The sequence below is a fragment of the Pseudomonas sp. RA_5y_Pfl1_P24 genome (assembly GCF_963970945.1).
Classification (GTDB): domain Bacteria; phylum Pseudomonadota; class Gammaproteobacteria; order Pseudomonadales; family Pseudomonadaceae; genus Aquipseudomonas; species Aquipseudomonas tritici.
On record NZ_CAXAOJ010000012.1, the window covers coordinates 65,778 to 91,395 of the forward strand.

General features: G+C 58.7%; 23 protein-coding genes. 8 read left to right on the top strand and 15 right to left on the bottom strand.

Annotation, left to right across the window (positions count from 1 at the left end; translation table 11 throughout):
• Positions 1 to 45: 45 nt before the first annotated feature.
• Positions 46 to 537, top strand: coding sequence for a GNAT family N-acetyltransferase (locus tag AACY30_RS20480; RefSeq protein ID WP_339541074.1), 492 nt, complete (start codon positions 46 to 48; stop codon positions 535 to 537).
• Between the two features lie 97 nt (positions 538 to 634).
• Here the strand turns inward: AACY30_RS20480 and AACY30_RS20485 are convergent, their stop codons facing one another.
• From AACY30_RS20485 to AACY30_RS20500, 4 genes are all read right to left on the bottom strand, one after another.
• Complete coding sequence (locus AACY30_RS20485) at positions 635 to 838, bottom strand: hypothetical protein (protein ID WP_339436729.1); 204 nt, start codon at positions 836 to 838, stop codon at positions 635 to 637.
• 151 nt (positions 839 to 989) lie between these two features.
• Positions 990 to 3,215, bottom strand: coding sequence for a TonB-dependent siderophore receptor (locus AACY30_RS20490; protein WP_339541034.1), 2,226 nt, complete (start codon positions 3,213 to 3,215; stop codon positions 990 to 992).
• Positions 3,216 to 3,329: 114 nt separating this feature from the next.
• Complete coding sequence (locus AACY30_RS20495) at positions 3,330 to 5,087, bottom strand: phosphoethanolamine transferase CptA (protein WP_339470828.1); 1,758 nt, start codon at positions 5,085 to 5,087, stop codon at positions 3,330 to 3,332.
• 160 nt (positions 5,088 to 5,247) lie between these two features.
• Entirely contained in the window at positions 5,248 to 5,427 is a 180-nt protein-coding gene (locus AACY30_RS20500) for a DUF6026 family protein (protein ID WP_139113268.1), read from the bottom strand.
• Positions 5,428 to 5,696: 269 nt separating this feature from the next.
• On the opposite strand from AACY30_RS20500, the gene gnd reads away from it, so the two are divergent.
• The 3 genes from gnd to AACY30_RS20515 are packed head-to-tail and all read left to right on the top strand — an operon-like array spanning position 5,697 to position 9,021.
• Positions 5,697 to 6,680, top strand: a complete 984-nt coding sequence (gene gnd / locus AACY30_RS20505; RefSeq protein ID WP_339541035.1) for a phosphogluconate dehydrogenase (NAD(+)-dependent, decarboxylating) — start codon at positions 5,697 to 5,699, stop codon at positions 6,678 to 6,680.
• Positions 6,677 to 8,200 carry a glucose-6-phosphate dehydrogenase gene (gene zwf, locus AACY30_RS20510; protein WP_339541036.1) on the top strand — a complete coding sequence of 508 codons (1,524 nt, stop codon included), beginning with the start codon at positions 6,677 to 6,679 and terminating at the stop codon, positions 8,198 to 8,200. The genes gnd and zwf overlap by 4 nt, the downstream gene beginning before the upstream one ends.
• Positions 8,197 to 9,021 (top strand): HAD family hydrolase, encoded by an 825-nt coding sequence (locus AACY30_RS20515; RefSeq protein WP_339470832.1) that lies wholly within the window; start codon positions 8,197 to 8,199, stop codon positions 9,019 to 9,021. The genes zwf and AACY30_RS20515 overlap by 4 nt, the downstream gene beginning before the upstream one ends.
• Before the next feature lie 66 nt (positions 9,022 to 9,087).
• Here AACY30_RS20515 and AACY30_RS20520 read toward each other — a convergent pair whose 3' ends face one another.
• Positions 9,088 to 9,348 carry a hypothetical protein gene (locus tag AACY30_RS20520; protein ID WP_065881580.1) on the bottom strand — a complete coding sequence of 87 codons (261 nt, stop codon included), beginning with the start codon at positions 9,346 to 9,348 and terminating at the stop codon, positions 9,088 to 9,090.
• Positions 9,349 to 9,690: 342 nt separating this feature from the next.
• Between AACY30_RS20520 and AACY30_RS20525 the strand changes: the two genes are divergently transcribed.
• Positions 9,691 to 11,016, top strand: coding sequence for a sigma-54 dependent transcriptional regulator (locus AACY30_RS20525; RefSeq protein ID WP_339541037.1), 1,326 nt, complete (start codon positions 9,691 to 9,693; stop codon positions 11,014 to 11,016).
• A 94-nt stretch (positions 11,017 to 11,110) separates the two neighbouring features.
• On the opposite strand, the gene AACY30_RS20530 is transcribed toward AACY30_RS20525, so the two are convergent.
• The 7 genes from AACY30_RS20530 to AACY30_RS20560 all read right to left on the bottom strand — a co-directional run bounded on the left by AACY30_RS20530 (position 11,111) and on the right by AACY30_RS20560 (position 17,120).
• Positions 11,111 to 12,415: a hypothetical protein gene (locus tag AACY30_RS20530; protein ID WP_339541038.1), complete on the bottom strand. Its 1,305-nt coding sequence runs from the start codon at positions 12,413 to 12,415 to the stop codon at positions 11,111 to 11,113.
• 49 nt (positions 12,416 to 12,464) lie between these two features.
• On the bottom strand, positions 12,465 to 13,208 hold the full coding sequence (locus AACY30_RS20535) for a hypothetical protein (protein WP_339470837.1): 744 nt from the start codon (positions 13,206 to 13,208) through the stop codon (positions 12,465 to 12,467).
• 38 nt (positions 13,209 to 13,246) lie between these two features.
• Positions 13,247 to 13,927, bottom strand: coding sequence for a C39 family peptidase (locus AACY30_RS20540; protein WP_339438868.1), 681 nt, complete (start codon positions 13,925 to 13,927; stop codon positions 13,247 to 13,249).
• A gap of 60 nt (positions 13,928 to 13,987) precedes the next feature.
• Complete coding sequence (locus AACY30_RS20545) at positions 13,988 to 14,728, bottom strand: hypothetical protein (protein ID WP_339418385.1); 741 nt, start codon at positions 14,726 to 14,728, stop codon at positions 13,988 to 13,990.
• Positions 14,729 to 14,795: 67 nt separating this feature from the next.
• Positions 14,796 to 15,347 (bottom strand): adhesin, encoded by a 552-nt coding sequence (locus tag AACY30_RS20550; RefSeq protein WP_339470843.1) that lies wholly within the window; start codon positions 15,345 to 15,347, stop codon positions 14,796 to 14,798.
• On the bottom strand, positions 15,347 to 15,796 hold the full coding sequence (locus tag AACY30_RS20555) for a hypothetical protein (protein WP_339470845.1): 450 nt from the start codon (positions 15,794 to 15,796) through the stop codon (positions 15,347 to 15,349). The genes AACY30_RS20550 and AACY30_RS20555 overlap by 1 nt, the downstream gene beginning before the upstream one ends.
• 328 nt (positions 15,797 to 16,124) lie before the next feature.
• On the bottom strand, positions 16,125 to 17,120 hold the full coding sequence (locus tag AACY30_RS20560; protein ID WP_339541039.1) for a FecR family protein: 996 nt from the start codon (positions 17,118 to 17,120) through the stop codon (positions 16,125 to 16,127).
• Between the two features lie 143 nt (positions 17,121 to 17,263).
• On the opposite strand from AACY30_RS20560, the gene AACY30_RS20565 reads away from it, so the two are divergent.
• A complete protein-coding gene (locus AACY30_RS20565; RefSeq protein WP_339418391.1) occupies positions 17,264 to 17,533 on the top strand; it encodes a PepSY domain-containing protein in 270 nt (89 codons plus the stop codon).
• Positions 17,534 to 17,553: 20 nt separating this feature from the next.
• On the opposite strand, the gene AACY30_RS20570 is transcribed toward AACY30_RS20565, so the two are convergent.
• Positions 17,554 to 22,698, bottom strand: coding sequence for a dermonecrotic toxin domain-containing protein (locus AACY30_RS20570; RefSeq protein WP_339541040.1), 5,145 nt, complete (start codon positions 22,696 to 22,698; stop codon positions 17,554 to 17,556).
• Between the two features lie 197 nt (positions 22,699 to 22,895).
• Between AACY30_RS20570 and AACY30_RS20575 the strand changes: the two genes are divergently transcribed.
• The gene (locus tag AACY30_RS20575; RefSeq protein ID WP_339541041.1) at positions 22,896 to 23,933 is read left to right on the top strand and encodes an Ldh family oxidoreductase; all 1,038 of its coding nucleotides are present in this window, start codon (positions 22,896 to 22,898) and stop codon (positions 23,931 to 23,933) included.
• 33 nt (positions 23,934 to 23,966) lie between these two features.
• On the opposite strand, the gene AACY30_RS20580 is transcribed toward AACY30_RS20575, so the two are convergent.
• Positions 23,967 to 24,287 carry a DUF883 family protein gene (locus AACY30_RS20580; protein ID WP_339418395.1) on the bottom strand — a complete coding sequence of 107 codons (321 nt, stop codon included), beginning with the start codon at positions 24,285 to 24,287 and terminating at the stop codon, positions 23,967 to 23,969.
• A 162-nt stretch (positions 24,288 to 24,449) separates the two neighbouring features.
• Here AACY30_RS20580 and AACY30_RS20585 point away from each other — a divergent pair, with 162 nt between their 5' ends.
• A complete protein-coding gene (locus tag AACY30_RS20585) occupies positions 24,450 to 24,704 on the top strand; it encodes a hypothetical protein (protein ID WP_049708634.1) in 255 nt (84 codons plus the stop codon).
• Here the strand turns inward: AACY30_RS20585 and AACY30_RS20590 are convergent.
• Entirely contained in the window at positions 24,676 to 25,590 is a 915-nt protein-coding gene (locus AACY30_RS20590; RefSeq protein ID WP_339428019.1) for a LysR family transcriptional regulator, read from the bottom strand. The genes AACY30_RS20585 and AACY30_RS20590 overlap by 29 nt on opposite strands.
• Positions 25,591 to 25,618: the final 28 nt, after the last annotated feature.

Sequence of the window (25,618 nt, forward strand, 5' to 3'; positions counted from 1 at the left end):
TCTCAAAGGGAACCGAATCCCTTGTTGCCGTTATCGAGGAAGGAAATGGACACCCCTGACATCCTGGTGCTGCAAGCCAGCTACACGAACACCGTGCATGCCGAAGCCATCGCGCTGGTGCTCAACCATTACGCCGAAGACGCGATGGGGGGCGGGCACAGCCTGGACCCGGATTTGCTAGCGCAACTGCCGAGCGAATTAGCCAAGCGTGCGCACGCGTTCAGCGTGTTGGCGTTTGTGAATGGAGAGCCGGCGGGGTTGGTGAATTGTTTTGAAGGTTTCTCGACCTTCGCCTGTCGCCCATTGGTCAACGTCCATGATGTGGCGGTAATGGATCGGTTCCGTGGCTTGGGCTTGAGTCAGAAAATGTTGCAGAAGGTTGAGGAAATCGCCCGCCAACGCGGTTGCTGCAAGATTACTTTGGAAGTGCTTGAGGGCAATGAAGTAGCGAAGGCGGCGTACCGCAAGTTCGGGTTTGACGGCGCTAAATTTGATCCCGCTTATGGCACCATGTTGTTTTGGAATAAGCCGCTGTAAAAAATAGTGTTATGGCGGGCAATAAAAAAGGCGCCATTACATGGCGCCAAGTTAATCTTTGTCAACGGAGCGGAATGACAAAGAGTATGACGGTAAATCAACTTTTTGGTTGCTGAGTTTCATCGGTTTTCGAGTTTTTAACATCACTGGAGGCCGTTTCCTCGGCTGGGCCGTTCATCTTGTCCTGCATGAAATTAAAGTTAGCGTAAAACTCTTTAGAACGCTCTGAGCCGCCTTCGGCGAAGGCAGCGGCGGAAGTCAAGGTCATTAAGCCAGCCAGCATCAGCGTCGAGATTTTCATTGTCAGTATTCCCAAAAAGTGTGATCGGTGTCTGTTCTCTTAGATCAGACTCGTGGGGCCGATTATGTGCAGGGTGGATTAAGCGAAGCTTAATTGGATAGGCGTCAACCTTAACGATTTTGTTAAGGTTGGCGGTCATATAAGCTGTAGTTTAAAGCGTCCAGTCCAGCGCAAGCGTGATAGCGCGCGGGTCGCCCCAATAAACGCCGTTATAGAAGCCGACGCGTTCGTAATATTTTTTATCAAATAGATTATTGACGTTGATCGACGCCGAAACGTGTTCGTCGAACTGGTAGCGGGACATCAGTTTGACCACTGCGTAGGCCTGCTGGGTGATTTTCGCCCGTTCGGTGACCCGCTGATTACCGACACGTTGGCCTGTAGGCCTGTCGCTGAACTCATAGATATCGCTCTGCCAGTTCACGGCACCACCCACCGTCAGGTTTCGCCACGTCCCCGGCAAACGGTAGGCGCTGGACACCTTCAGCAAATTCAATGGCTGCCCGGTGTTGTTGCGCTTGTCCGAGCCATTAACGGAGTGAGTGTAGGTGTAGCCCGCCGTCAGGTTCCAGTCCGGCATCACTTCGCCGGCAACCTCCAATTCGAAGCCGTTGACCTTGTTGCCTTTGCCGCCGGACTTGTAGTACTCCTCGCCCGTGGTCGGGTTAGGCAGGGCCGATTCATCCCGCTCAGCGACGTTGTCCTGTGTGCTCCAGAAGTACGCGGCTGCCACGTTCAAGCGCTCTTTCAGCAAACTTCCCTTAAGACCCACCTCATAGTTGCTGCCCACCACCGGTTCTAGGTAGTTGCGGTTGACGTCCTTGAGGCTTTGCGGTTTGAAGATGTCGGTGTAGCTGGCGTAGACGGTGTATTCCGGCGTGATGTCGTAGAGCAGGCCGGCGTAAGGCGTCAACAGGTCGTTGTGGGTCTGGTGAGTCTTGTTGGCCGCGATCAACTGGTCATCGTCACCGTATTCGGGCGTCGCGCTCTCCAGCGACCAACTGCCATAGCGGCTGCCCAGTACGGCGTGCAAGCGCTCGGTGAGGCTCAAGCGCGTGGCCAAGTAGCCGGCTTTCTGTTGCTTGCTGCTGTGTTCACCCTTGAGGTCGGTAACGGTGTCGCCGAACGTGCCAATCCCGCCCATGTATTTCCAGTCTTCGATCGTGTAGTAGCCACCCGGTATGCTGCTGCGCATCACAGGGGACACGTCGCGCTGCGTGGCCTCGCCATAACCCATCATCAGTGCATGTTCGCGGCCCAGCAACGCGTAGCTGCCGGCAAGGTTGAGGTCCACAGCTTCCATTCTTGAGGTGCCACGCATGTGGCTGGCCCAGGCGGTCATGCCGCTGCGGTCGTCATTGGGGAAACCCGCGCCACCGTAGTACACCTTGCCATCCGTGTCGCTCTGGCGATGGGTATAGGCGGCCTTTAAATGCCACTCACCGCCCAGCCGATGATCGAGGCTGGCGAAGGTTGTCTTGTCGGTCAGCGGCCAGGAACTCCAGTGCGCCGCCATATTGGTCGAGCGCGACAACCCGGCCTTGCCACCCTGGCTATTCCAGTAAGGCACGGTGCCCCAGGACGTGCCTTGCACTTGCTTGTTCTGGTAATCAAAACCTACGGCCAGCACGGTTTCGTCTGATAAATCTGCTTCAAGAATGCCGTAGCCAACCGACCGTTGCAGCCCGTAGTTATCACGCAAGGATTGGCTGTCGCGGTAGGCCAGCACCGTGCGCCCGCGCAGCTTGCCGTCGAACGCCAGCGGCCCGCCCACATCCATGTAGCTGTAGTAGTTGTCGTAGCTGCCGGCTCTTACCCCGGTTTGCGCCTGCCATTGAGCGGTAGGGCGCTTGCGCACCATATTGACCGTGGCGGAGGGGTCGCCGGCGCCGGTAGTCAAGCCGGTGGCACCACGAACCACCTCGATGTGGTCGTAGATGATGGTGTCGGCATCGGATTTCATGTAGCCAAAGGTGTTGAGCATCCCATCAATCTGGTAGTTGCTGATGCCATAACCACGCGAGGAGTAGGAGGCACGGTCGGAATCGTTGTGCTGAACGTTGACCCCCGTGGTCTGGCGCAGCACCTCTGTCAACGTATTGAGATTGAAATCATCCATCTGCTGGCGAGTGATCACCGAGATCGACTGCGGGGTTTCCTTGATGGACAGGTCAAGGCGGGTGGCGGTACTCATCGAACCGGTCGTGTAGGCGCCCGTGTGTTCAGTGGTGGCGCCAAGGCTCTCGGCGGTGATGCTCGTGGCGCCCAGTTCGAACGTTTTCTGTTCGGGGTCGGTTTCAGCCAACAGATCCGGGCTCGCGACCACGCTGAAGAGGCCGAGGGTGAAGGTCATGGAACGGGTTAGAGGCGCAAACATCGCAGAAGACTCCTTGTCGTCTTTTTGGCCTTTCCGGTCGGGAAAGGCCATGGTTCAAAGACGAAAAGAGCGGGCGAACTTTAGGCTTAAACGAGAATGATTGTTATCTTTGTGTTACGGCGCCGGTTGTTCCTGGAGCACCACGTCAGTCGGGCTCACCTTTTTCGGCTTGATCAGGCTGAAGTCGATCAGGGGTTTTTGTTGGCGCAGGTATGGGTTACCTATCATCTGTGGGCGCGCCGTGAAGCGGTCGCTCACCAGGCTTTTCGTACGGTCCAACTCGTTGAAACTCAGGCCGGCGAGGTCGGCCCACGTATGAATCAACTGCGAGCTGCTGTAAGGCCGTTGCAAGTCGCCGGCAAAGCTCCAGTCGTGGCTTTCACGCCATTTTGGCGAGGCGTAGGCCATGAACGGAACGGTGTACATCGGCGCCGTCGGCTTGCTTTCGTTGCGTCCCAGCGTGCTGTGGCCTGCCGAGTCGAACACGTCTTCGCCGTGGTCCGATAAGTACAGCAGGAAACCGTTTGGATCGGTATTGGCGTAGTCCTTGATCAGGCTCGACACCACGAAGTCGTTGTACAGCACGGCATTGTCGTAGCTGTTGTAAGTCGGCAATTGATCGTCACTCACGCCCGCCGGCACGCCCTGGCGGTCGGTAAATTTATCGAAGGTCTGCGGGTAGCGATACTGGTAGCTCATGTGGGTGCCCAACAGGTGCACCACGATGAACTTACGCTCGGCCGGGTCGGCCAGGGCCTTGGAAAACGGCGCCAGTACGTCGCCGTCGTATTGACGGGCGTTCTGGTTGCGGTTGTTGTTCAGGTACACCTGCTCGTCGGCCTGTTCGGAAAAGGTCGTGAGCATGGTGTTGCGCTTCGTCATGGTCTGTTGGTTGGTGATCCAGTAGGTCTTGTAGCCGGCCTGTTTCATCACGCTGACAATGGATGGCGTCTTGAGGTACAGGTCCGGGTTCTCTTCGTCAGCGAAGGTCAATACCTGTTGCAGCGCTTCGATGGTGTAGGGGCGCGGGGTGATGACGTTGTCGAACACCGCCAGTTGGTCGCGCAGTTTGTCCAGCTCCGGCGTGGTGTTACGCGGGTAGCCGTAGAGGCTCATGCGCTGACGGTTGGTGGACTCGCCGATCACCAGTACCAGGGTTGAGGGCTGGCCGGCCATGCTGTCCTTGAGGTTTGTCAGAGGCGGGATCTGGCTGGCGCTGTCGAGCATGCCTTGCATGTTGTCCAACTGCTCGGTGTAACGGCGGTAGGCGACGATCATCTGCCACGGTACCGCAGGTTCGATGCGCGATTCAAAGCGGTCGATGGCATCGTCCATCGTGTCGCTGCGGGCGATCTGCTTGACTAGCGGGTAACCAATGACGCCCACCAGGATAGCCGTCGCTGCGAGCAGCGCCTGGCCACGTGGCAGATACACCGGGCGGACGCGGGTCCATAGGAAAATGGCCACGGCGGTGTGGGCGATGAACGCCAGCACGATCCACCAGGCGAAATATTGGGTGGCGTATTCACCGGCTTCAGAGATGTTCGACTCGAACATGATGAAGATGACGCTTTGAGAAAATTCCTGCTGGTAGATGAAGAAATAGCCCAGGCTGGCCATGGAGCAGGCCCACAGGACTACGCCGATCAAGGCGGCTAACAAGCGCGTACGGCGGGGGAATATCAGCAGTGGCGCCAGCCAGATCGCACTCATGAAGAACGCTTGGCGAAAACCACTGAAACCAGAGGTGCCACTGAGCTGAATCAGCAGTTGGGTAATACCCGAGAAGTACCAGAAAAACAGGAATAGCCAGCCAAGACCGGCCCAATCAAAGCTTTTCGCAGACTTCGTGCTGCGTTCGAACATCGCCATCCAGCGCTCCAACCCGATAATTTTTCAGTCGACGCGCAGGACTGCGCGCAACAGAGGCCACCCTTGCATGGGGTGGCCCTTCGGGCGGGAGTATCGGGAGGGAGGTGTGAAAACTTTGTGAGATTTTTGTAGGCGTAATCTTACAAAGTGATGACGGGGCTTAGCAGAGCGCTGGCTGGGCGCCGGAAGGCTGATCCAACTGGGCCTGGATGATGTGCGAACGCAGGCGTATGACTTCCTGCTGCAGTTGTTCGCGTTCGTCTTTCAACTGGCGCAGCTCGTCGCGTCGAATGGTGACGTAGAGGGTCTGTGGCGGACGGTTCATCTGTGCAGTGCTCATTGCTTACCTCGCAAATAGCCAGTGTGTCGCGGTGTGCCAGAACGCTTGAGTCGAGGTTCTCGGCAGCAGTCAGGGCAATTCTGAATTCTTTTTGCGAGCAATGGAACTTTTTTATTTTTGAAGGTCGTGTGACTTTTTGTGCAGTGATGCCGAAGTGGTGGCAAATTTTTCTCATGAAACTACAGGTATCCGCGCTGGACTAACCCTCATTAGCCTCATTGCGCTATAAACTATGTCACACATTTTTTAGTAGTTAGGAGCATCAGCACATGCAACTGGGGATTATTGGACTAGGCCGCATGGGCGGGAATATTGCACGGCGCCTGATGCTCAATGGGCATACCACCGTTGTTTACGACCGTAACGAAGCATTTGTAAAAGGCTTGAGCGAAGAGGGCGCCACTGGCGTTGCCGGCCTCAAGGCCCTGGTTGCCGGGCTGCAAAAGCCACGCACCGTGTGGGTGATGTTACCGGCAGGCGCGCCGACCGAAGACACCATCAACGAATTGAGCACACTGCTGGAAGACGGCGATGCAATCATCGACGGCGGCAACACCAACTATAAGGACGACGTTCGCCGGGCCAAGGCGCTGGCGGAAAAAGGCCTGCACTATGTCGACGTCGGTACTTCCGGCGGCGTCTGGGGCTTGGAACGTGGCTACTGCATGATGATCGGTGGGGATGTCGGGACCGTGCAGCGCCTTGATCCTATCTTCAAGAGCCTGGCCCCGGGCCAGGGCAACATTCCGCGCACCAAGGACCGTTCTGCCAGCGCTGACCCTCGCGCCGAGCAGGGCTATATCCACGCGGGCCCTGCGGGCTCCGGGCATTTCGTCAAGATGATCCACAACGGCATCGAATACGGGATGATGCAGGCGTTCGCCGAGGGTTTTGACATCCTCAAGACCAAGAATTCGGAAAACCTGCCGGAAGACCAGCGTTTCGACCTGAACGTTGCCGATATCGCCGAAGTCTGGCGCCGTGGCAGTGTGGTGTCGTCCTGGCTGCTGGACCTGACCGCCGACGCCTTGGCCACCGACCCGAAACTCGACGGTTACTCCGGTTCCGTTGCCGACAGTGGCGAAGGCCGCTGGACCATCGAAGCCGCCATGGAACAAGCCGTGCCGGTGCCCGTACTGTCCACCTCGCTGTTCGCCCGCTTCCGCTCGCGTCAGCAGAGCACGTACGGTGACAAAATGCTCTCTGCCATGCGCTTCGGCTTTGGTGGTCACGTGGAGACTTCCAAAAAATGACCGCCAACGGCAAAAAAACCAAGGCCGAACCTGCACCACCGACCACCTTGTTTCTGTTTGGCGCCCATGGCGACCTGGTCAAGCGCCTGCTCATGCCGGCGCTGTACAACCTCAGTCGTGATGGGCTGCTGGGCGATGGTTTGCGCATCGTCGGCGTTGATCACAACGCCATCAGCGACGCCGATTTCGCGAAGAAACTCGAAGACTTCATTCGCACCGAAGCGGCGAGCAAGGTCAAGGGTAATGCGGATAACGCCCTGGACCCACAATTATGGGCGCAGTTGGCCAAGGGCATCAGCTACGTCGAAGGTGATTTCCTCGACGACAGCACCTACGCCGACATTGGCAAGAAGATCACCGACAGCGGCACTGGCAACGCGGTGTTTTACCTGGCCACCGCCCCGCGCTTTTTCAGCGACGTGGTGCAGCGCCTGGGCAGTGCTGGCCTGCTGACGGAAACCGATGACAGCTTCCGTCGCGTGGTGATCGAAAAACCTTTCGGTTCCGACCTGGCCACCGCCGAAGCGCTGAATGCCAGCCTGCTCAAGGTGATGAGCGAGAAGCAGATCTATCGCATCGACCATTACCTGGGCAAGGAGACGGTGCAGAACATCCTGATCAGCCGTTTCTCCAACGTGCTGTTCGAAGCGTTCTGGAACAACCATTACATCGACCACGTGCAAATCACCGCCGCTGAAACGGTCGGCGTTGAAACCCGTGGCAATTTCTTCGAGAAGACCGGCACCCTGCGCGACATGGTGCCCAATCACTTGTTCCAACTGCTGGCGATGGTGGCGATGGAGCCACCTGCCGCCTTTGGTGCCGACGCCGTGCGCGGTGAAAAAGCCAAGGTGATTGGCGCCGTACGCCCCTGGTCCCTGGAAGATGCGCGGACCAACTCGGTACGCGGGCAGTACACCGCCGGTGAAATCGGCGGTAAGCCACTGCCGGGTTACCGCGAAGAAGCCAACGTTGCACCTGACAGCAGCACTGAGACCTTCGTCGCCCTCAAGGTGATGATCGACAACTGGCGCTGGGTCGGCGTGCCGTTCTACCTGCGCACCGGCAAGCGCATGAGCGTGCGCGACACCGAAATCGTGATTTGCTTCAAGCCGGCACCCTATGCACAGTTTCGCGATACCGAAGTCGATGAGCTCAAGCCCACCTACCTGAAAATCCAGATCCAGCCGAATGAAGGTATGTGGTTCGACCTGCTGGCGAAAAAGCCCGGGCCGACCCTGGACATGGCCAACATCCAGCTGGGTTTTGCCTACAAGGACTTCTTCGAGATGCAGCCCTCGACCGGGTACGAAACCCTGATCTACGACTGCATGACCGGCGACCAGACTTTGTTCCAGCGTGCGGACAACATCGAAAACGGTTGGCGCGCTGTGCAGCCCTTCCTCGATGCATGGCAGGAAGATGACGGGATCCAGGCCTACAAGGCGGGTGAAGATGGTCCTGCAGCCGCCGATGCGTTGCTGGCCCGTGATGGCCGTGCATGGCACCGCCTCGGATGAGTGACGCAGCGATTCATCCCATCCGTTTTATCCTCAGTGATGTGGACGGCACGTTGTTGCATCCTGATCACAGCCTCAGCCAGCGCACTGCCGATGCCGTGCGCGCCTTGCGCGACAGTGGGGTATTTTTCAGCCTGGCCAGCGGGCGACCGCCCAAGGCCATGCTGCACCTGATCGAAACCTTCGGCATCGATGTGCCGGTGGCGGGCTTTAACGGTGGCACGCTGATCAACCCGGATGGCAGCATCCTGGTCGCCCACCATCTGCCGGCAGAGGCGGCGCTGGTGACCCTGGCGCTGTTTTCAGCGGAGCCGGAGGTGGAAGTGTGGGTGTTTGCCGATGGCGATTGGCTGCGCCGTGACCCGCCAGGGCCGATGCAGCAGCGCGAAACCGATGGCCTGGGATACGGGCCGGTAGTGGTGGAGAGTTTTGAGCCGTACCTGGACCGGATCGACAAGATCGTCGCTGCCAGCCACAACACGCAATTGCTGGTGGAGCTGGAAGCGCAGCTGCAGCCCAAGGTGCAGGGGGTGGCCCAAGTGTCACGCTCGCAACCGGTGTACCTGGACGTCACCGCGATGTTGGCCAACAAGGGCGAGGCCTTGAAAACCCTGGCGGCGCACCTTGGGGTCCCCTTGGAGCAGACGGCGGCCATCGGTGATGGTGGCAATGACCCGGCGATGTTTCATGTGGCCGGGTTATCGATTGCCATGGGGCAGGCTGAAGAAACCGTCAAGCGCCAGGCCAGTGTGGTCACTGGCAGCAATCTCGAAGACGGTGCTGCCGAAGCGATTGAGCGGTTTATTCTCGCGAAGCGATAAGCGGTTTTCGCTCTAACACTGAACGTGCGCTCATTTAAAACGATGAGCGCAAGTTACAGCGTTGGATTACTTCGGCATTGCCCAGGATTGCAACTGGTGGCCATCTTTATCGAGCTCGGCACGGGCTTGCAACAGCAAGTTTTCCAACTGCGTCGGGTCGGTATAGGCACTTGACGAGAGTTGTTTACTGCCGATGCGGGTATTGGTGCGGTCGATGACGCTCAGGCTCAGGGCGCCGTTGCCATCGTGCCAGGCCACGCACTGAAAGGGTTGGAAGGCACGGTCTGCGATCAAAAGAGCTTCGTTGATGCGGAGCGGGGCGTTCATGTGGGTTCTCTCTCATTGCCCATTCAAGTGAGTGCCGGCGGTTGGGCTGACCGTGCGGCGGGTTACTTGTACTGATGCACGATGGCCGGGTACGGGTCACACATTAGAACAACTATTTTCAACATTTAGTGATTAACGTCATGTAAGCGGCTGTTTTGAAAGCGGATTGAACGTTTCAGCGTCGCGTAACTTTTAACGACGCGAACGTGGGGAATGGCTTTTTGCCCGAACTTATAGCGAAACGGTACAAGGACTGCGTCAATATCTTGCTACGGTTGGCAACAGACGTTCCAAACTGTTGTTTCTAAATAAATTTACCAATTTTGACGCCAAGGAACAGTCATGGGTGGACCCCCCGTTCAACGTCGATTGCTCGTAGTTGATCCTTGTGATGACTGCCACGGGCTGCTGCCCGGTTTGCGCGCGGCGGGGTGGGAAATCGACAGTTGCAGCTTGGACGCGGTGGGCGACCGATCCTGCGACGTCGGCCTGCTGCGCTTGCAGCCCGCTCACCTGGAACGACCCGAAGCCGTCAAAGAGCTGATCGGCCGCAGTGGAACCGAGTGGATCGCCGTGCTCGACCAGGATGTGCTGCGGCTGCAGAACTTCGGTGACTTCGTCTGCGAATGGTTCTTTGACTTTCATACCTTGCCTTTCGACGTCGCCCGCGTACAGGTGACCCTGGGCCGTGCTTTTGGCATGGCGCGGTTGCGGGGCAAGGGCCATACCCCGGTGGATGAGCCCGAGCACGAATTGCTCGGTGACAGCCGGCCCATTCGCGAACTGCGCAGATTATTGTCGAAACTGGCGCCCACCGAATCTCCCGTGTTGATTCGTGGCGACAGCGGCACCGGCAAAGAGCTGGTGGCCAAGACGTTGCATCGACAATCGCAGCGGCATGACAAGCCGTTTGTGGCGATCAACTGCGGTGCGATCCCTGAACACTTGATTCAATCCGAATTGTTCGGCCATGAAAAAGGTGCGTTCACCGGCGCCCATCAACGCAAGGTCGGGCGAATCGAGGCGGCCAACGGCGGCACGTTGTTCCTGGATGAAATCGGTGATCTGCCGATGGAGCTGCAAGCCAATCTCTTGCGATTTCTCCAGGAAAAGCAGATCGAGCGGGTTGGCGGCAGCCAGCCGATCCCAGTGGATGTGCGGGTATTGGCCGCCACCCACGTCGACCTGGAAGCCGCCGTTGAGAAAGGCACCTTCCGCGAAGACTTGTATTACCGCCTCAATGTCCTGCAAGTGGTGACCGCACCATTGCGCGACCGCCATGGCGACGTCGCGATGCTGGCCAACCACTTTTCACGTTTCTATAGTCAGGAAACCGGTCGTCGCCCGCGTAGTTTCAGTGATGACGCCCTCGTCGCGATGGGCGAGCACGCTTGGCCTGGAAACGTGCGCGAGTTGGCCAACCGCGTACGCCGCGGGCTGGTGCTCGCCGAAGGACGCCAGATCGAAGCCGTTGATCTGGGATTGCACGGCCAGCAGGCAATTTCGTCGCCCATGGCTACACTGGAAGACTATAAGCACCGCGCCGAACGCCAGGCGCTGTGCGACGTGCTCAATCGGCACAGCGACAACTTGAGTGTGGCGGCCCGTGTACTGGGCGTTTCCCGGCCCACGTTCTACCGGTTGCTGCACAAACACCAGATCCGCTAGGGCGGGTAAACCGAAAAGCCCCGCAACGACCCTTATCGCTGCGGGGCTTTTCCTTGTGCGCTGCGTGCGCTGTATTGACTTGGGCCGCTTGGTGTCAGAAGTAGTACGGGAATTTCAGGCTAAACGTAAAGTCTGGCGCATCGTCCGTCATCCCGATCGCCAGGTTAGGCACGATTGTCAGGTTTTGCGTCGCCGCAATCGTCATGCCCACGTTGAAGTAACCCGCGTTGGCGTCGCTGGACGTCACCGACTGCCAGTCCCCACCGTTAGGCTTGAGCTTGCTCTTGCGCTGGATCAGGTCGGACACCGAGAACGACATACTCATCTTCTCGTTCAGCGCGAAGGCCACGCCGAGGCCAAGTTGGAAGCTGTCGCCCAGGCTGACCTTGCCGCCGACCTTCTGGTTGACGTCACTGCTGATATCGTCAAACGACTCCTCGAAGTTATGGGTATAGGACAGCGAGCCAAACAGCACGGCCGGGTCGAAGGTCTTGACCAGCGAGATACCCGGCGTGATCGACCACACACCGTTACCCGTCGGCAGGTTTTCCGGCACATACAAGTTGTCGTTGGCGGTAGACCGCACCAGCTTGATGCCAAACGGTTCTTTGCCCGTAGGCGCTTTGACGCGCACCGACACTACCGCATCCGGCAGGGTCGGGGTTTCATCGAGGAACTTGTAGGCCACGCCGAAGTTGACGTCGCCGATGGTTGGGTCGCGGCTCACCGACTCTTCCGAGGTGGCGTTGGCGTTGTTGCCGGCACCGCCGGACTGGTAGGTCGACTCGCGGTACACCACCGGCACGTTCACGTCGAACTGCCAACGGTTGTCGACGTTGTAGCGGCCAGTCAGGTCCAGGGTCCAGTTATCCGACTTGATCCGGTCCAGGTTGATATTGCCCAGGAAGATCGAGTCCAGCGCCAGGAAGCCGTTGAGCGTGAGTTGGCGAGCGTCGTAGCGCGCATAGGTCACACCGGTTTCAAAGCTGAACTTGCCATTGCCAAAAAAGCCGCTGGCCTCGTTGTAGAGGTTGCTCACGCTTTGCGCAGGCGCTGAATCGTCCTTGAGCGACTGACCGTAGGAACTGCCACCGCCTCCCGCACCGCCTGATTTCGCTGCCGCGCCGGTACCGGCCACCGTTGTGCCGCTGGCTTTCTGGAAGTCTGCCGGGGATTTGGCCAGGCGTTTGGGCGCCGGTGTGGCCGGTTGATCCTCGACTTGACGAACCCGCTGCTCCAACACCGCCAAGGCTTTTTGTTGTACGTCGTACCGCTGCTTGAGTTCCAGAAGTTCCTGTTTGAGGGCTTCGATATCGGCGTCTGGCGCGGCATACAACATGGATGCAGGCAAGAGCGTACTTAAACAAACCACCGCACGTAGCGATAACGATCGATGCATGAAATAAGCCGTCCTTTTCTAATGCGAAAGTGTCGAGGGTCAGCGTAGTTCAATAACCTAGCGTGCGTAGGCCTTTGAGTGGGTCCAGATTGCAGTTCAATGCCGGGTTGGTCAGGCCGTTGTTCATCACCACATTGAGCTGGGTCATGTTAGTGACGACGTTTCTATCGCCGGTTAATACCGTGCCTTGGAGCACTTGCCCGCCACCGATCTGCTGGAGGCTGTTGCCCTGGTTATGATTGCCTTGGATCGCCATCTGCAAGCCGCCATTGTTGGCCGACACGCTCACACGGCCGGCCGCGCTGTCGCCGCTGACTGTGCCACCCGCCACCAGCACATGCCCTGATTGCACGATGTTGGAGGGGGCGAAGCCATTCTCTGTGACGTTGATACCGACATTGTTGTAGGCAGTGTTGCCATCGCCGGCGGTGCGTACGCTTTGGGTCACGCCCGTGCCGGTGCCCAGGCCTGCGCCCCCGACCACGTTACCGGTACCGGTATCCTGGTGGGTGCCCGTGCCAGCCGAGCCGGTGGTCTGTACGTAAAACTGCGGGGTGATGGTGGACGAGTCGACTTGCATGCTGGCCTTGCCGGTGATGGTGTCGCCTATGGCATTGGTCCAGGTGCTGCTCATGACAATACCGAAACTGATAATCCGCCCCGGCATCACATACCGGCCGCGCAGTTCGGCCATTTCCGAATCCTTGAGCTCAATCGGCTTGAACCCCGATGAAGCATAAGCGGGCATTGAGGCTGCCAGGCACAAGACCGTCAGCCAACGGGAAGTGTTCATCTCTTGCTCCTGGAGCGTCCTGCTCCTTTTTGCGCTTCTTAGAAGAAGTCGCTCTGGATGAAACCGAAGTCCATCAACTCGGCATCGCCTACGGGCCTGAACTCATTCAACTGGTTCTTGGCGGTCAGTGGCGTGGGCGGGTCAAGCAAAGCGTTGGCCTTGTCGTAGCCTTCACCCAGCACGGCGAAGACGATGCCATTCCAGCCTTGGACGAAGTCGTCGTGTGAATAGCGCTTGTGGCCCAGCACCGGGTCACCGACATAGACCCACTCCTTGTCCGCGCGCTGCAACACCACGAAGTGCTTGTAGCCACGAATTTCCAGCAACACCACCACGGGGATCTTCACGGTCGCCAGGGTATCTGGCCCGATTTTGTAGCCCCGGGCACGCATGCCGATGCTTTCGAGGTAGCGCTTCATGTCCAGCATGGAAAAGCCCTGGGTACGTACCAGGTCCTGGTCTGCATTGAGCAGCATGCCTTTGATGACGTGGTCTTCGTCTACGTCGAGCCAGTAGCCCTGGCGCAGGATGGTGGCGAGTGCCGCAGCACCGCAGCTGAAATCGGTTTTCTGTTCCACCAGGTTGGCGAACCGGCGTTCACGGATACTCTCGACCTTCTTGTAGATGACTGCACCACCAGGCATGGCGGAGATCGCCATGGTGCCTGCCCAGGTAGGGCCGGTGAGCAGCATCAAGAGGCTGAGGGTCGCGAGGCGCATGATCGTATGACCTGCTGGGCACTGTAATAAAGAGGGCCTTGTTGCCAAGGCCCCGTTGGATCAGAAGCGCACGCCGCTGGCGCATACGCTGCAACCTTGGCTGATCGACAGGCTGCCGCTGGCTTGGTTGCCGGAGCCGGATTGCAAGTTCACAATTGTGCTGCCGCTGTTGCGGTTAACTGCGTTGTCGAGGCTGGAGTTGTTCGACACGTATTGAGGTTTGCTGTAGTGGCCATTCCCGCTGGCGGCCGCGTTGAGGTAGCTGTTACCGAGCGAGTTTTGCTCGGTGTTGGCCGCCGCTGCGATATTTTTACCGTCAGCCGTGGTGATTGCCAGGTTGCCCTTGGCCTGGTTGCCTTGACCGGCTTGACCGTTATAAATCGTGCTACCGGAGTTGCCGTTAACCGCGTTATCCAGGGATGCGTTGTTTTGGGTACCTTTGTTGACATAATTGTTCAGCACGCTGTTTTGATTCACATCGGCCACGGCAAACACGGTTGCAAAGTCGCCCTTGGCGCTGGAGATGGCGCCGGAACCGTCTGCCTGGTTTCCGGTGCCTGACTGATTGTTAACAATGGTGCTACCACTGTTGCCGTTTACCGAGCCATCAGCAGAGGCGTTGTTTTCGGTGTTGGTGTCGTCGAATTTGTTGCCCGCGCTGTTCTGCACATCCGTAACCACGGAGGCGACCACGCCGGTTGGTTGAGGCGCAGGGTGCCAGCCACCCCCTGCTTGAGCGGCAGCAGCCATGAGCGCGGCGAGAGCGAAAACCATTGGTTTCAGAGCCATTTGAGGTTTCATGGTGTTTCTCCTTGCTTCTAATTAGTGGGTTAAGTGTTGGTACGGTCTAACGTGTGCTACCAAGCTGTTACTTGATAGTGATGCCCAGGGTGTTAGCCACTCGGTTCCCCACCCCTGCACTCTGGTTCACCTGAATCACTCCTCGGCTGCCGGTGAAGGCCTGGTCGCTTGTCACGACCTGGCGGCTGCCAGTGGTGGGGGTGAGCCCTGAGTCGGTTGCCAGCGTCGTCGTGTTCTGTTGCAACAGGACGCTGTCGTCGATGCTTTGCGGGCCAGGGTTGATGCTGATCCGCACGGCATTGATTGATTGGTTATTGGCCCCGGCGGACTGGTTGATGCCCACCATGCCGTTGCCATTGGTAAAAGAGGCGCCTTCGATCGAGGCCTTCGCGTTGAGAGAGGGATCGACGTTGCCGTTCATGTTCTGGGTATTGCGGGTGGTGGCCTGCCCACCGAGCGTGACGGCGCGGTTATTGGCCATTTGTTGCTGGTTGCCGGCCGCCTGATTGATCATCACGTTGCCGTTGTAGTCTTTGCCGCTGTTGTTAATCACGGCGGTGTTGTCGGCCATGGCCGCCGTGCTGCTCAGCAGGGCGAGAAGCAGCAGGGAACGTTTCATTATTTGCCCCCCATCATGCTGCCGAGGTTGTTCAGGGGGGCCATGCCACGTTGGATTGAATCGCTGATCTGCCCGCCCATGGAGGCGCCTGCACCATGGCTGACGGCTGCGCCGGAACCGAGTGTCGACACGCTGCCTTGGGTGTTAGTCAAACCAGGGATGTTGCCGTTTGGGATGATGGCGCGGGTGATGCTTGAGCCGCTGCTGATGCCACCGATGTCCATGTCACTGAGCTCGCTGGTGGACCCTAGGATCTCGCGGCTCGGATTGGCATTGGCGGTAGTGGGGTAGGGGTCTTTGCCGAATGCAGATCGACCGTACATGTGCCCCTGTACGTCTCGACCCGTCACGATAACGCCGTCACCCGCATAGCTCGGAACACTGAGGCCGACACTGAGTGCACAGCTGATCAGCAACACGTTCATCGAACCTTGAGTGAATGTATTCACGGCGGCATTCCTTATTCTTCGCGCTGACCCTGAACAGCGCTGTAAGGGATAGAGCAGAAGCCGTGCCGCTTTTTATTTGGCCTTGGTATTCAATGTGTTACGGACATTGAAGGGCAAAGTGATGGCATCGCTGTTTCAATCCTGAAACAGCACCCTGCCCAAACCTACAGACTTAGCCACTGCGCAAACGCTTCACTGGCTGTATCAGCGCTGTAACAACACGTGTGACAAAACGGTGAATGCGCTGAGCACGGGCGATTCAAGGCAGAGGAGTGTTAAAAAAATGGACACTTGCGGCGCGACATCCCCCGTGCAAGGAGGCAGGGTGTCAGCCTTTGGGTGTTTTACGCGGAATAGAATTGAGTACGGGGTTGCCGTCCTGGTTCTGGGTCAGGTATACCGGCAAAACCTTGGGCAGGGAGGGAACGAGGTTGTTGACCTCATCGATGTTGTAGATACCACCGATGCGTATCGCTCCGGTCGTGGCGTCGGCCAGCATCACCGGCTTGCTCAGGTAGCGGTTGATCAGCGGCAACGCGTCGGCCAAAGCCAGGTTGTCGAGGACCAGCTTGCCCTGGCGCCAGGCCAGCGCGGTGCCATTCGGGTTGATCGTGCGCACGCGTGGCGTGGCATCACCCTGCTGGTAGCTGGCTTGCATGCCGGGTGTCAGGGGCACGCTACCATGGACCTGATCGCTGGCAATCTGAACCGAGCCTTCAAGCAACATCACCCGTACCTGGTCTTCATATTTCCAGACGTTGAACTGGGTGCCCGTGACACGTACCTGACCACTGCCGGCGTGCACAATGAACGGATGGGCGCTGTCATGGCTGACCTTGAAGAACGCCTCGCCTTTTTTCAGAGTGACCCGACGCTGGTCCTTGTAGTTGCTGTAGACCAGTTCGGTGCCCAGGTTGAGTTCCACCTGGCTGCCATCGTCGAGGATGACCTGGCGCAGGCCATTAGCGGCATCAAAGCGTTCATAGGAACTGGGCAACCAACCGGCTTCCCAGCCAGTGAAGGCGGCCAGTGGCAGGGCGCCCAGGCAGATCGCCGCAGCCACCGCGTAGATGCGCGACCGGCTACGGGGCTTGAACGGCACCTCTGTCGGTGTGGTGTTTTGGCGTGGCAGATGGTCCGCAACGTCCCAGATCTCCAGCATTGCCGCGTATTCGAAGGCGTGCAGCGGGTGCGAATCGTGCCATTGGGCAAAAGCCTGACGTTCACTCGCGGTGCAATCACCCGCGTGCAGGCGCATGCACCAATGCGCGGCGGCGTCGGTGATGGCGTCATATTCGGCTTCTGAAATGGACTTTTCGCTCATTAACTCATCCTGATTTCGTACATTCTAACCTCCCAGGATGGGCCGCGAGAACAGCCATCATGGCGATTGCACATCAATTGGAACTTATTCTCGTTTGAAAGCACCTAAGAAATTCAGGACATTTCCCACAATGGAGTAAGAAAATGCTGAAGAAAACCTTAGTCGCTCTGTGTGCAACCTCCGCGCTGCTCGGCGCCGGTGCTGCCTTTGCCGACAAGCCGGGCGCGGGCTGGATCCCGATCGAGAAGGCGATTGAAGTTGCCAAGACCAAAGGTGGATACGTCGAGGTGTACGCCGCTGAGGCAGACGACAATGGCTACTGGGAAGTCAAAGGCCGCAAGTCTGACGGCACCGTATATGAAGCCCGCATTGATGGCGCCTCGGGCAATATCTTGCGCGACCAGAAAGACTGATACACCCCTCGGGGGCCTATTCAGGCCCCCTGAACCAGCTTGCGCCCCAGGTGCGTAATCAAATAGGTCACCGAGTCCGCATTGGCCAGAATGATGTCCATCCTTCGGTCCGCATCGCTCATAAAGATTTGCCGGGCATCGTCCAGCGTCCTGGCGCCGGTGAGATTCAGAATCTTGTCACGCGGTTTGGTCGAGCCCAAACTTCCTACGTCTTCCCATTGAAGTGAAAGGTCGTCCCATGTTTTAAACAGCATGGTGGCAGGGGTCAGCACTGACAGCGCGGTGCGTTGCAGGTTGGACAGCGCGGTATGCTGTCGCAGGCCGTCCGCCGTACCCCGGCTGATCAAGTCGGCAAACGGGCGCATGGAGTCCAGGTAGGCGATATCTTCAGTCTTCGAGACCATATGGCTTATCTCATGGATCAGGGTTGCTGCCCTTGCATGATCGTCAAGATCGAACGGCGCGTTGAGATGACCCCGATAAGCGTCCATGTGCGTATTGAAGAAGTAGTCGAGCAAGTAGATTTTCTGCTCTGGGTCTGCGGGTATTACAAAAGCATAGGTGTTGGTCGGCGACCAACGGGCCGCGCCCGTGACGAGTCGGGTTGAATCTGGCCTGATCAGGCTTTGCTGGGTCAAACCCTTGGTAATCTCGGCGACACGTTTCTGAATTTTCGTGACCTGCGCTGCGTTCAAAGTGCGTATACCGAACATTTCGGTCAAGAAGCGGCCTACGCGCGAATCCGGATCACGTTGCTGGGCAAAGACCGCGAGATTGCGTTCACACATGACCGCGTAGTAAATCGCGACGTTGAGCGCGCGGTCGATGCAGTAGGCTTTTCCAGGATGGAGTGCACGGATCGCCGGCATTCCCACCGCTTCAATATTGATCGAACTGCGCTCGACTCTATAGGTGACGACCCGTCCTTTGAAACGCGACACCGCGGGACCGAACCGCGGTTCTTGTGCAGAAAAGTCCAACACCCAGCCGCCCTGTGCGTTGCGCTCGACAAACGGGCCCAGCACCTGCGCCAGGCGCACCCGCCAGCGTGCGCCGGCTCTTTCGACCGGGTACACCCGCCCGGCCACCGGCACATAATGATTGCCGCTCGGTGTGACATAAACATGCTGCGACGGATCTTGCTCCAACTGCGCCAGCGACACTGTCACGTCTTCAAAGTACTGCATGCGGGTACGCACCGGGTTTGTCACGTCCAGTGTTGCAATGGTCGTCACAGGGGCAGGGATACTGTCCGGCAGATCCGTGGCTGGCGGTGAAAGCAACGGCGCCAGTAGCTCATCGAGTTCCTCGCGCAATGAAGCGAGTGTCCCCAATCCCTGGATGAATCTGAGCAAGCCTGCGCCGAAATGCTGTTGCTGCAAGGCCTCGGCCGAAGCCTGGAACAACTTGAAACTGCGCCACACGACCAACGGGAATTGGAGTTTGCCCGCAATAAACTGCGCTGCCATGGGGATGCCCCTGCGTAACAGGCCGGTGACCCCGTCCCACTGATCTTTACTCCCGCGTTCGAATTGGCAGGCGAGCATTTTGATCAACTGCGCCGTGTTGTCATCGAATAGCCGCGGCAGAATATTGCGCCTGATCGGGTGTGAGGCCAGCCTGACCTCCTGTGTGTCCGGGGCGGCCGGTTGCCTGAGCAGGTTGCGGTATATCGCCTGGTCGGGATCGCCCAACTGCCGGATGATCCAATCCTGTAAAGGGCCGGGGCGGTTGATCTGAGTGCGCAAGCTTTCTTCGTTGGTGTATTCCGTGAGCACGCGCAAAGGTGCGTATGGCGCGTAGAGCACCAGCGGGCCGGTCGCCGGCGCCTGCGGGCCGATCACGTAGACGCAAGGGACGGTCACCGGCGTCGCGCCCGGGGTAGCGATCAGTTCTAAGGGGTGAATCCTTGCTGCTGCCCCGTTGACCTTATCCCGCGCCTCGGCATCCGGCATGTCGAAAATTTGCTGGATCAAGCACCAGGCCGCAGCACTCAGGCGCTCTTCGAGTTTTTCTTCATGGGCGTGGCGCAGCACCTGCCAGGGTAATTGACGGCAAAACAGGGCGCGACGCTGTCGGGCATCGTCGGTATCGGCGGCGAGGTGCGTGGTGAGCCATTCGCGGTAGGTTTTAGCAATATCCAACTGGCGGACCAACTGCACCACTGCCGTGCCGTCCAGTGCTAGCGGCAGGGTGGTGGTGTCGCGGGCGGTGGGGGTGAGGTTGTCGGCGTTCGGTTCCGGCAGGTGGCGCAGAGCAAAGTCGGTCAGGCTTTGGGCATGCCCGTCGAGCAGTACGCTTGCCGGTATCTGGATGTTTTCCGGGTCCAGGGCGGCGTCGGGGAAGCGCGCCTTGAGCAGGCCCGTCAAGGTGCTGGCAACGTGTTCACGCAAGGTAGGCACGCTGTGCAGGTAGTCCTGATTGTCTGGCGCGCTGAGGCGGTACTGCTCCAACAGTTCGGCGTGCAGCAATTGATCCTCGGCCGAAGCCATACCCAGCCACACTGGCAAGGCCTGCTGCTGAACCATTGCCTGGGCGATGGCACTGGCGCGCTCCAGGTTCGACGGCGCCAGCTGTCGCATTTGCTCGTCCAGGCGGTCTTGCAATGGCGTTGGCCCCAGTGGCGTGGCGAGCCAGTAGTCGATGGCGTCGAGGTGGTAATCCAGGTAGCTCTGCTGGCGGTTGTTCAAAAAATGTTCGTCGATGCGTTGCAGGGGCCCGAGGCGATAGACCTGATGGGGCGCGCGAAGGCTCATGGGTAGGTTAAGCAACAGCGGCAAGCGCCGGTCGGGTTGGGTCAGGCGCAGTTCAAGGGATTGGCGCAAGGCGTGCACTGAGGCGAAGGGTTCAAGACCCTGCTGGGGTGTCCAGAGCACGACGTTACCCGAAAGCTCAGGGTCGATACCGCCGCGCTGCGTCAGTGCAAAACAGCTGGCCAGGGGGTGGGCTCTTTGGTCGTCGCCCAGGGTCAGCGTCAAGCTGTAGGCATCCGGCAGAAAACCCTTGAGCCCATGGCGCTTGTCGCGAGTCATGCTGTCGGGCCGCAGGACCGCGTCGAGAATCGCCTGGTGGTCGGGGCTCAATGTCTTGTTGAGCAGCCGCAGTTCGGCCTCGCTGCGCAGTCCCTGCATCAGGGAAGCGTTCATTTCGTTGCGATGACCTTCCAGGAACAGGCGCGGCAAGGTGCGTATGTCGTGCTGTACAAAAGGGCGCATGGCCTGGTCGATGACCGTATTGAAAACACGGCTGTTCAGGTTGTTCCAACGCGTGGCGGTCCCGCTGCGGCGAGCGCTGTAGAGACCGATGCGTGGCGAGTCGCCGACAGGGTCGGCAACCTTTGCCAGACGCTCGACGAGATGATCGACCATGCTTCGTGAAGATTCAGGGGCACGGTCCTCCTGTTGCTGCGCTTCAGTGGCGTAGGTGTTGGCGAATACATCCGTGGGGTCCAGGTCCAGTAGGTGTAGGGCCAACGCCGTCTTCAGGGCATGTAAAGCCAAGCTGCGCAGAGTGGGATGTTTCTGGCGTTGCGCCATCAACGCTTCCTGAGCCGCGCGCAGTGCTACCCGCTGTTGTTTGGCGCGCTCCGCCTGAACCGTCGAGGGCCGGCCGTTGCCGCTGGTGGCTGGGTGAAGGCTCCAACGTCCTTCGGCTTCCAGGGCCAGCAGCCGGTGGTCGAGCATGTGGCGCAGGTCCAGGGCGCAATCGAGCAGCGCTGCCAGGTCTGCTGCACCGTCGTTGCGGCGAAAGAGCGCGAGTGCATGGTCCATGTTGCTCAATTGCTTGCTGGCAATGTCCTTGACCATCCCACCGAACACACTTTCGGCCACTGGCAGCCCGCTGACTTGCACCGCATCCATGCCCAGGTACAGGCTGCGCTCGTCCAGGGACAGGAAATTAAGCAACTCGTCCTCATGCCCGGCGGCCTTGAGCATGCTCAGCAGGACGTCCTTCAGGTCATCAAGGTTCTTGAGCACCTGCAGCCCGCGCGTCTGGGTGTAGAGGTAGGCATGCGTGTCGCTGATCAACAAGGTTGCAGCCAGCTCAACATAATGTTGATAGGGCGCATGAATGCTGACCTTTTCGATCCGCAAGGGCGCATGCCAGGCGCTGCGTGACGCCTTGTCGGGGAGGAACACGGCACGCAGTCGATGAGCTTCGTCGGACGTCAGAATAGCGTTCTGGCGCTTGAGCAGCAGGTCGGCGCGAAATTTGTCACTCATTACCTGGGCAAACAAATCCATGCGCGATTGGTTGCCGCCGATATTTTCATTCCACCACGTCTGCAACAGGCTGCTGAGCAGCGTGGAGAAGACGGCAGCGGTTTGTTCTACCACGTGCTCCCACTGCGCAAGTTCCTGTTTGAGCGCGTTGGCCGTCATCGCGCGTGTATCGTGCTTGGGGTGGGTGAACGCGCGCGTGTGGTTGGCCGGCCACCCCTGTTTCAGGTAGTACTGCAGCAAGGTCTCATTGAGGGTCGCCGAGCCCACCCATCGGGTCACGGCATCACCGCTGTCCTGCGCTGGAACCAGGAAACTATTGACCAACGTCTGTTGCTGATCGAGCTTGGGAAAGTAAGGGCGCGCCATGATGCCCAGCAGTTTGTCGAGCATTGAGGGCAGGGTGGGGAGCTTGCGTAACTCCTCGAGCATGCGTTGCACGTTACGTTTCTGGCTTGCCTCAATCGTTTGTTCCTGGTCCACAAAGACGATGCCCGTAACGGGTGCAGCAGTCAGGGTAAAAGTACCATCGAAGCCACCATCCTGACGCTGATCAATAGACAAAAAACTAACTAAATCAACGCGTAATATATTGTTTGTGAGGCGTTCCCTAATTTCTGCTATTACGGTGGCGCGGTTGTCGAATACCTCGATTCCTCCGTAAGGACTGTATAGCAGCGCCTTTTTTTCGTCAGGGGACGGGCTCATCATAAACACGCCGGCCAGCGGTATTGCAGATTTCCCAAGCCTCTCAATCACCAGTTTTTCAACGGCCATAGGCGACTCGCGGCTCTGGCGCACGGCGTCGGTGGGGGTGTAGATCGTCATCAGCCATTCGAGATCCTTCAGGGTCAAGCCCAGCGCGCGCTCTCTGTCTGAAGGGTATTTGCGAGTGATCGGGCGCAGGAATTCATCGAAAAAATACGCGGGAGTTACGCTTGCCATGGGTTGCTCTCTCAGGACCAGGGGGTGTCTCGAGCGCCAGATTAGGTAGCGATGGTGCCGTTGCAGCGGTAGATAGCTGATGCAAACACAACGGGTCTCGCAAACGCTGATTGACAGCAGGCGCACGCCGCGTTGTTTAATCACAGGCTCGAGTCTCCCGTCTTGTTGCCCCTTCCAATCATAATTCGGAGCTTCAGATGTCTACGCCGTCCAAGGTCGTTGAGAGTTCCAATGTTTCCATTAGCTTCAGTGCGCTGGTGGCTTTGTTGCAACAGGTCTTTGAGCGCCATGGCACCTCGCCTGAGGTGGCTGCGATCCTCGCCCACAATTGCGCCAGCGCTGAACGCGACGGCGCCCACAGCCATGGCATTTTTCGTATTCCCGGTTATCTCAGTACCCTGGCCAGTGGCTGGGTGGATGGCCGTGCGGTGCCGCAGGTTACCGACGTGGCCTCGGGGTTTGTGCGGGTGGACGCCGCCAACGGCTTTGCCCAGCCGGCCCTGGAAGCTGCCCGTGCACTACTGGTGGAAAAAGCCAGGAGTGCCGGGATCGCCTTAATGGCGATCCATAACTCCCATCATTTCGCGGCCTTGTGGCCGGATGTCGAACCGTTCGCCGAGCAGGGGCTGGTGGCGTTGAGCGTGGTCAACAGCATGACCTGCGTGGTGCCCCACGGCGCCGACCGCCCGTTGTTCGGCACCAACCCTATCGCCTTCGCAGCCCCACGCGCCGATGGTTTACCTATCGTATTTGACCTGGCCACCAGCGCTATTGCCCACGGTGACGTGCAGATTGCCGCGCGCAAAGGGGAGCGTTTGCCTCCGGGCATGGGTGTTGATGGGCTGGGTCAGCCGACTCAGGACCCAAGGGCGATTCTTGAAGGGGGCGCCCTGTTGCCGTTTGGCGGGCATAAGGGGTCGGCGCTTTCGATGATGGTCGAACTGCTGGCCGCGGCGTTGACCGGCGGTAACTTCTCGTTTGAATTCAACTGGTCCGATCATCCGGGAGCGCGTACGCCTTGGACAGGGCAGTTGTTGATCGTGATCGATCCCAGCAAGACCGCAGGGCAGAGCTTCGCCGAGCGCAGCCAGGAGCTGGTGCGACAGATGCATGCGGCAGGGTTGCGGCGTCTGCCGGGAGATCGGCGGCACCGGACGCGGCTCAGGTCCGAGCAGGAAGGGATCGTCTTGGACGCTGAGGAGTTGCAAGGCCTGCGGGCTTTGGCCGCCGGCTGAACAGGCTGCGCCATGGGCGCAGCCTTTAATGCATCAGTTGCGACGACCCAACAGCAGGCCCACCACCAGGCCAAAGCCTGCGGAAATCGCAACGGTCTGCCAAGGGTGGCCACCGATGTAGGTTTCGGTGGCATCCACTACTGGCTTGCTGCGTTCACGCACGTTGGATACCGAGTCCAGCGCTTGCTTGAGCTTGATTGCAACCTGCTCGCGCAGGGTTTCACCTTCCTCGCCAACCAGTGAAGCACTGCTCTTGAGCAGCTTGTCCGATTCTTCGATCAGCGATTGCAGCTCGCTGAAGGCTTGGTCCTTGATTTGCTCTTCGACAGCTTGGGCGGCGGTTTTGCGGGCCATTGTGTGACTCCTTGCGAGTGAATATGACAGTGAACAATGGAGTATTGGGCTGCGGCAAAAGTTGCAGTTTTTTTCCGAAGCGTTGTCCTGCGTAAAATCCGAATCAGGAAGTTTCGACCTACAGTGTAAGATGTCGTCTATTTGCGCAGCAGGAAATTCAACATGAGCTTCAATCTCGCCAACAAGACCCTCGCCGAACGTGCCGAGCTGGAAGATGAAAAGTCGCGCCTCTATGACCTGTGGCAAAGCAACCTGGGCAAGGCCAAGGGCGAGGCCGCGCGGTTGTTCGGCGAGCGCGCCAAGCGCAAAGGCAAGTGGGCCGAATGGGTACGTGCGGAACTTGACGGTATGTCGCCACCAGAGTTTTCCAACATGGTGCGCAGTGAGGTTAACAAGTTGATGGCGGCGACCAAGTAAAGCTCGCCACAATCGCTTCACGCACCTTCAGCAACAGTGGATCGAGCTGCGCCTGGGTTCGCCAGCCCAGCTCGATCGGGTAGCGCGGCAGGGCCAGCGGGCACGCCAGAACGCGCAATCCGGTCATTGCGCCGATGACCTCGGCGGCGTGGCCGGGAATGGTTGCAACCGCCTGACTGCCCTTGAGCAAAAACGGCAGCGCGGCGAAGTGGCTGGTAGACGCACACACCTGACGACTGAGCCCCTGCGCCGCCAAGCCCTCGTCGGTGATCCCGATAAACCCGCCTGATGACACCAGCACATGCTCGCGGGTGACGAACTCGTCCAGGCTCATGCTTGGCTGGTCGGCGTCCACCAGGCAGCGATAATCACCTTCCCCCAGCACTTGGCGACTCAGCCTGCTGTGCGCGAAGCCGCCTGCGGTAATCGCCAGGTCCAACGTGCGATCAAGCAGCGCTCCGGCCACGATCTGGCTGTGGGTCTGACGGAAAATCACCCGCAGTCTCGGCGCGCGCCTGGTAATTTCATCCATCAGCCGTCGGCCGTAGGCTATTTCGAAGTCATCGGATAAACCCAGCACCACGGACCGGCCCTGATACTGCTGATTGTCCGGATTAACCATGGCCAGGCTCTGTCGGCAGCGGTCCAGCGCTTCACTGATCAGCGGCTTCAATTGGTTCGCCCGCAAGGTCGGCGCCAGGCCGCGTCCGGTACGCACGAACAATTGATCGTCATAGACCTCGCGCAGGCGCCGCAACCCTGCGCTGATGGCCGATTGTGTGACGCCCAGGCGCAATGCCGCGCGGCTGGCGCTGGACTCATCATGCAGGGCTTCAAAGGTTTTCAGCAGGTTCAGGTCGACCTGGGCGATATTCATTTGGCTCATATCATTCAGCAGTGAAGGGGGCTTTATT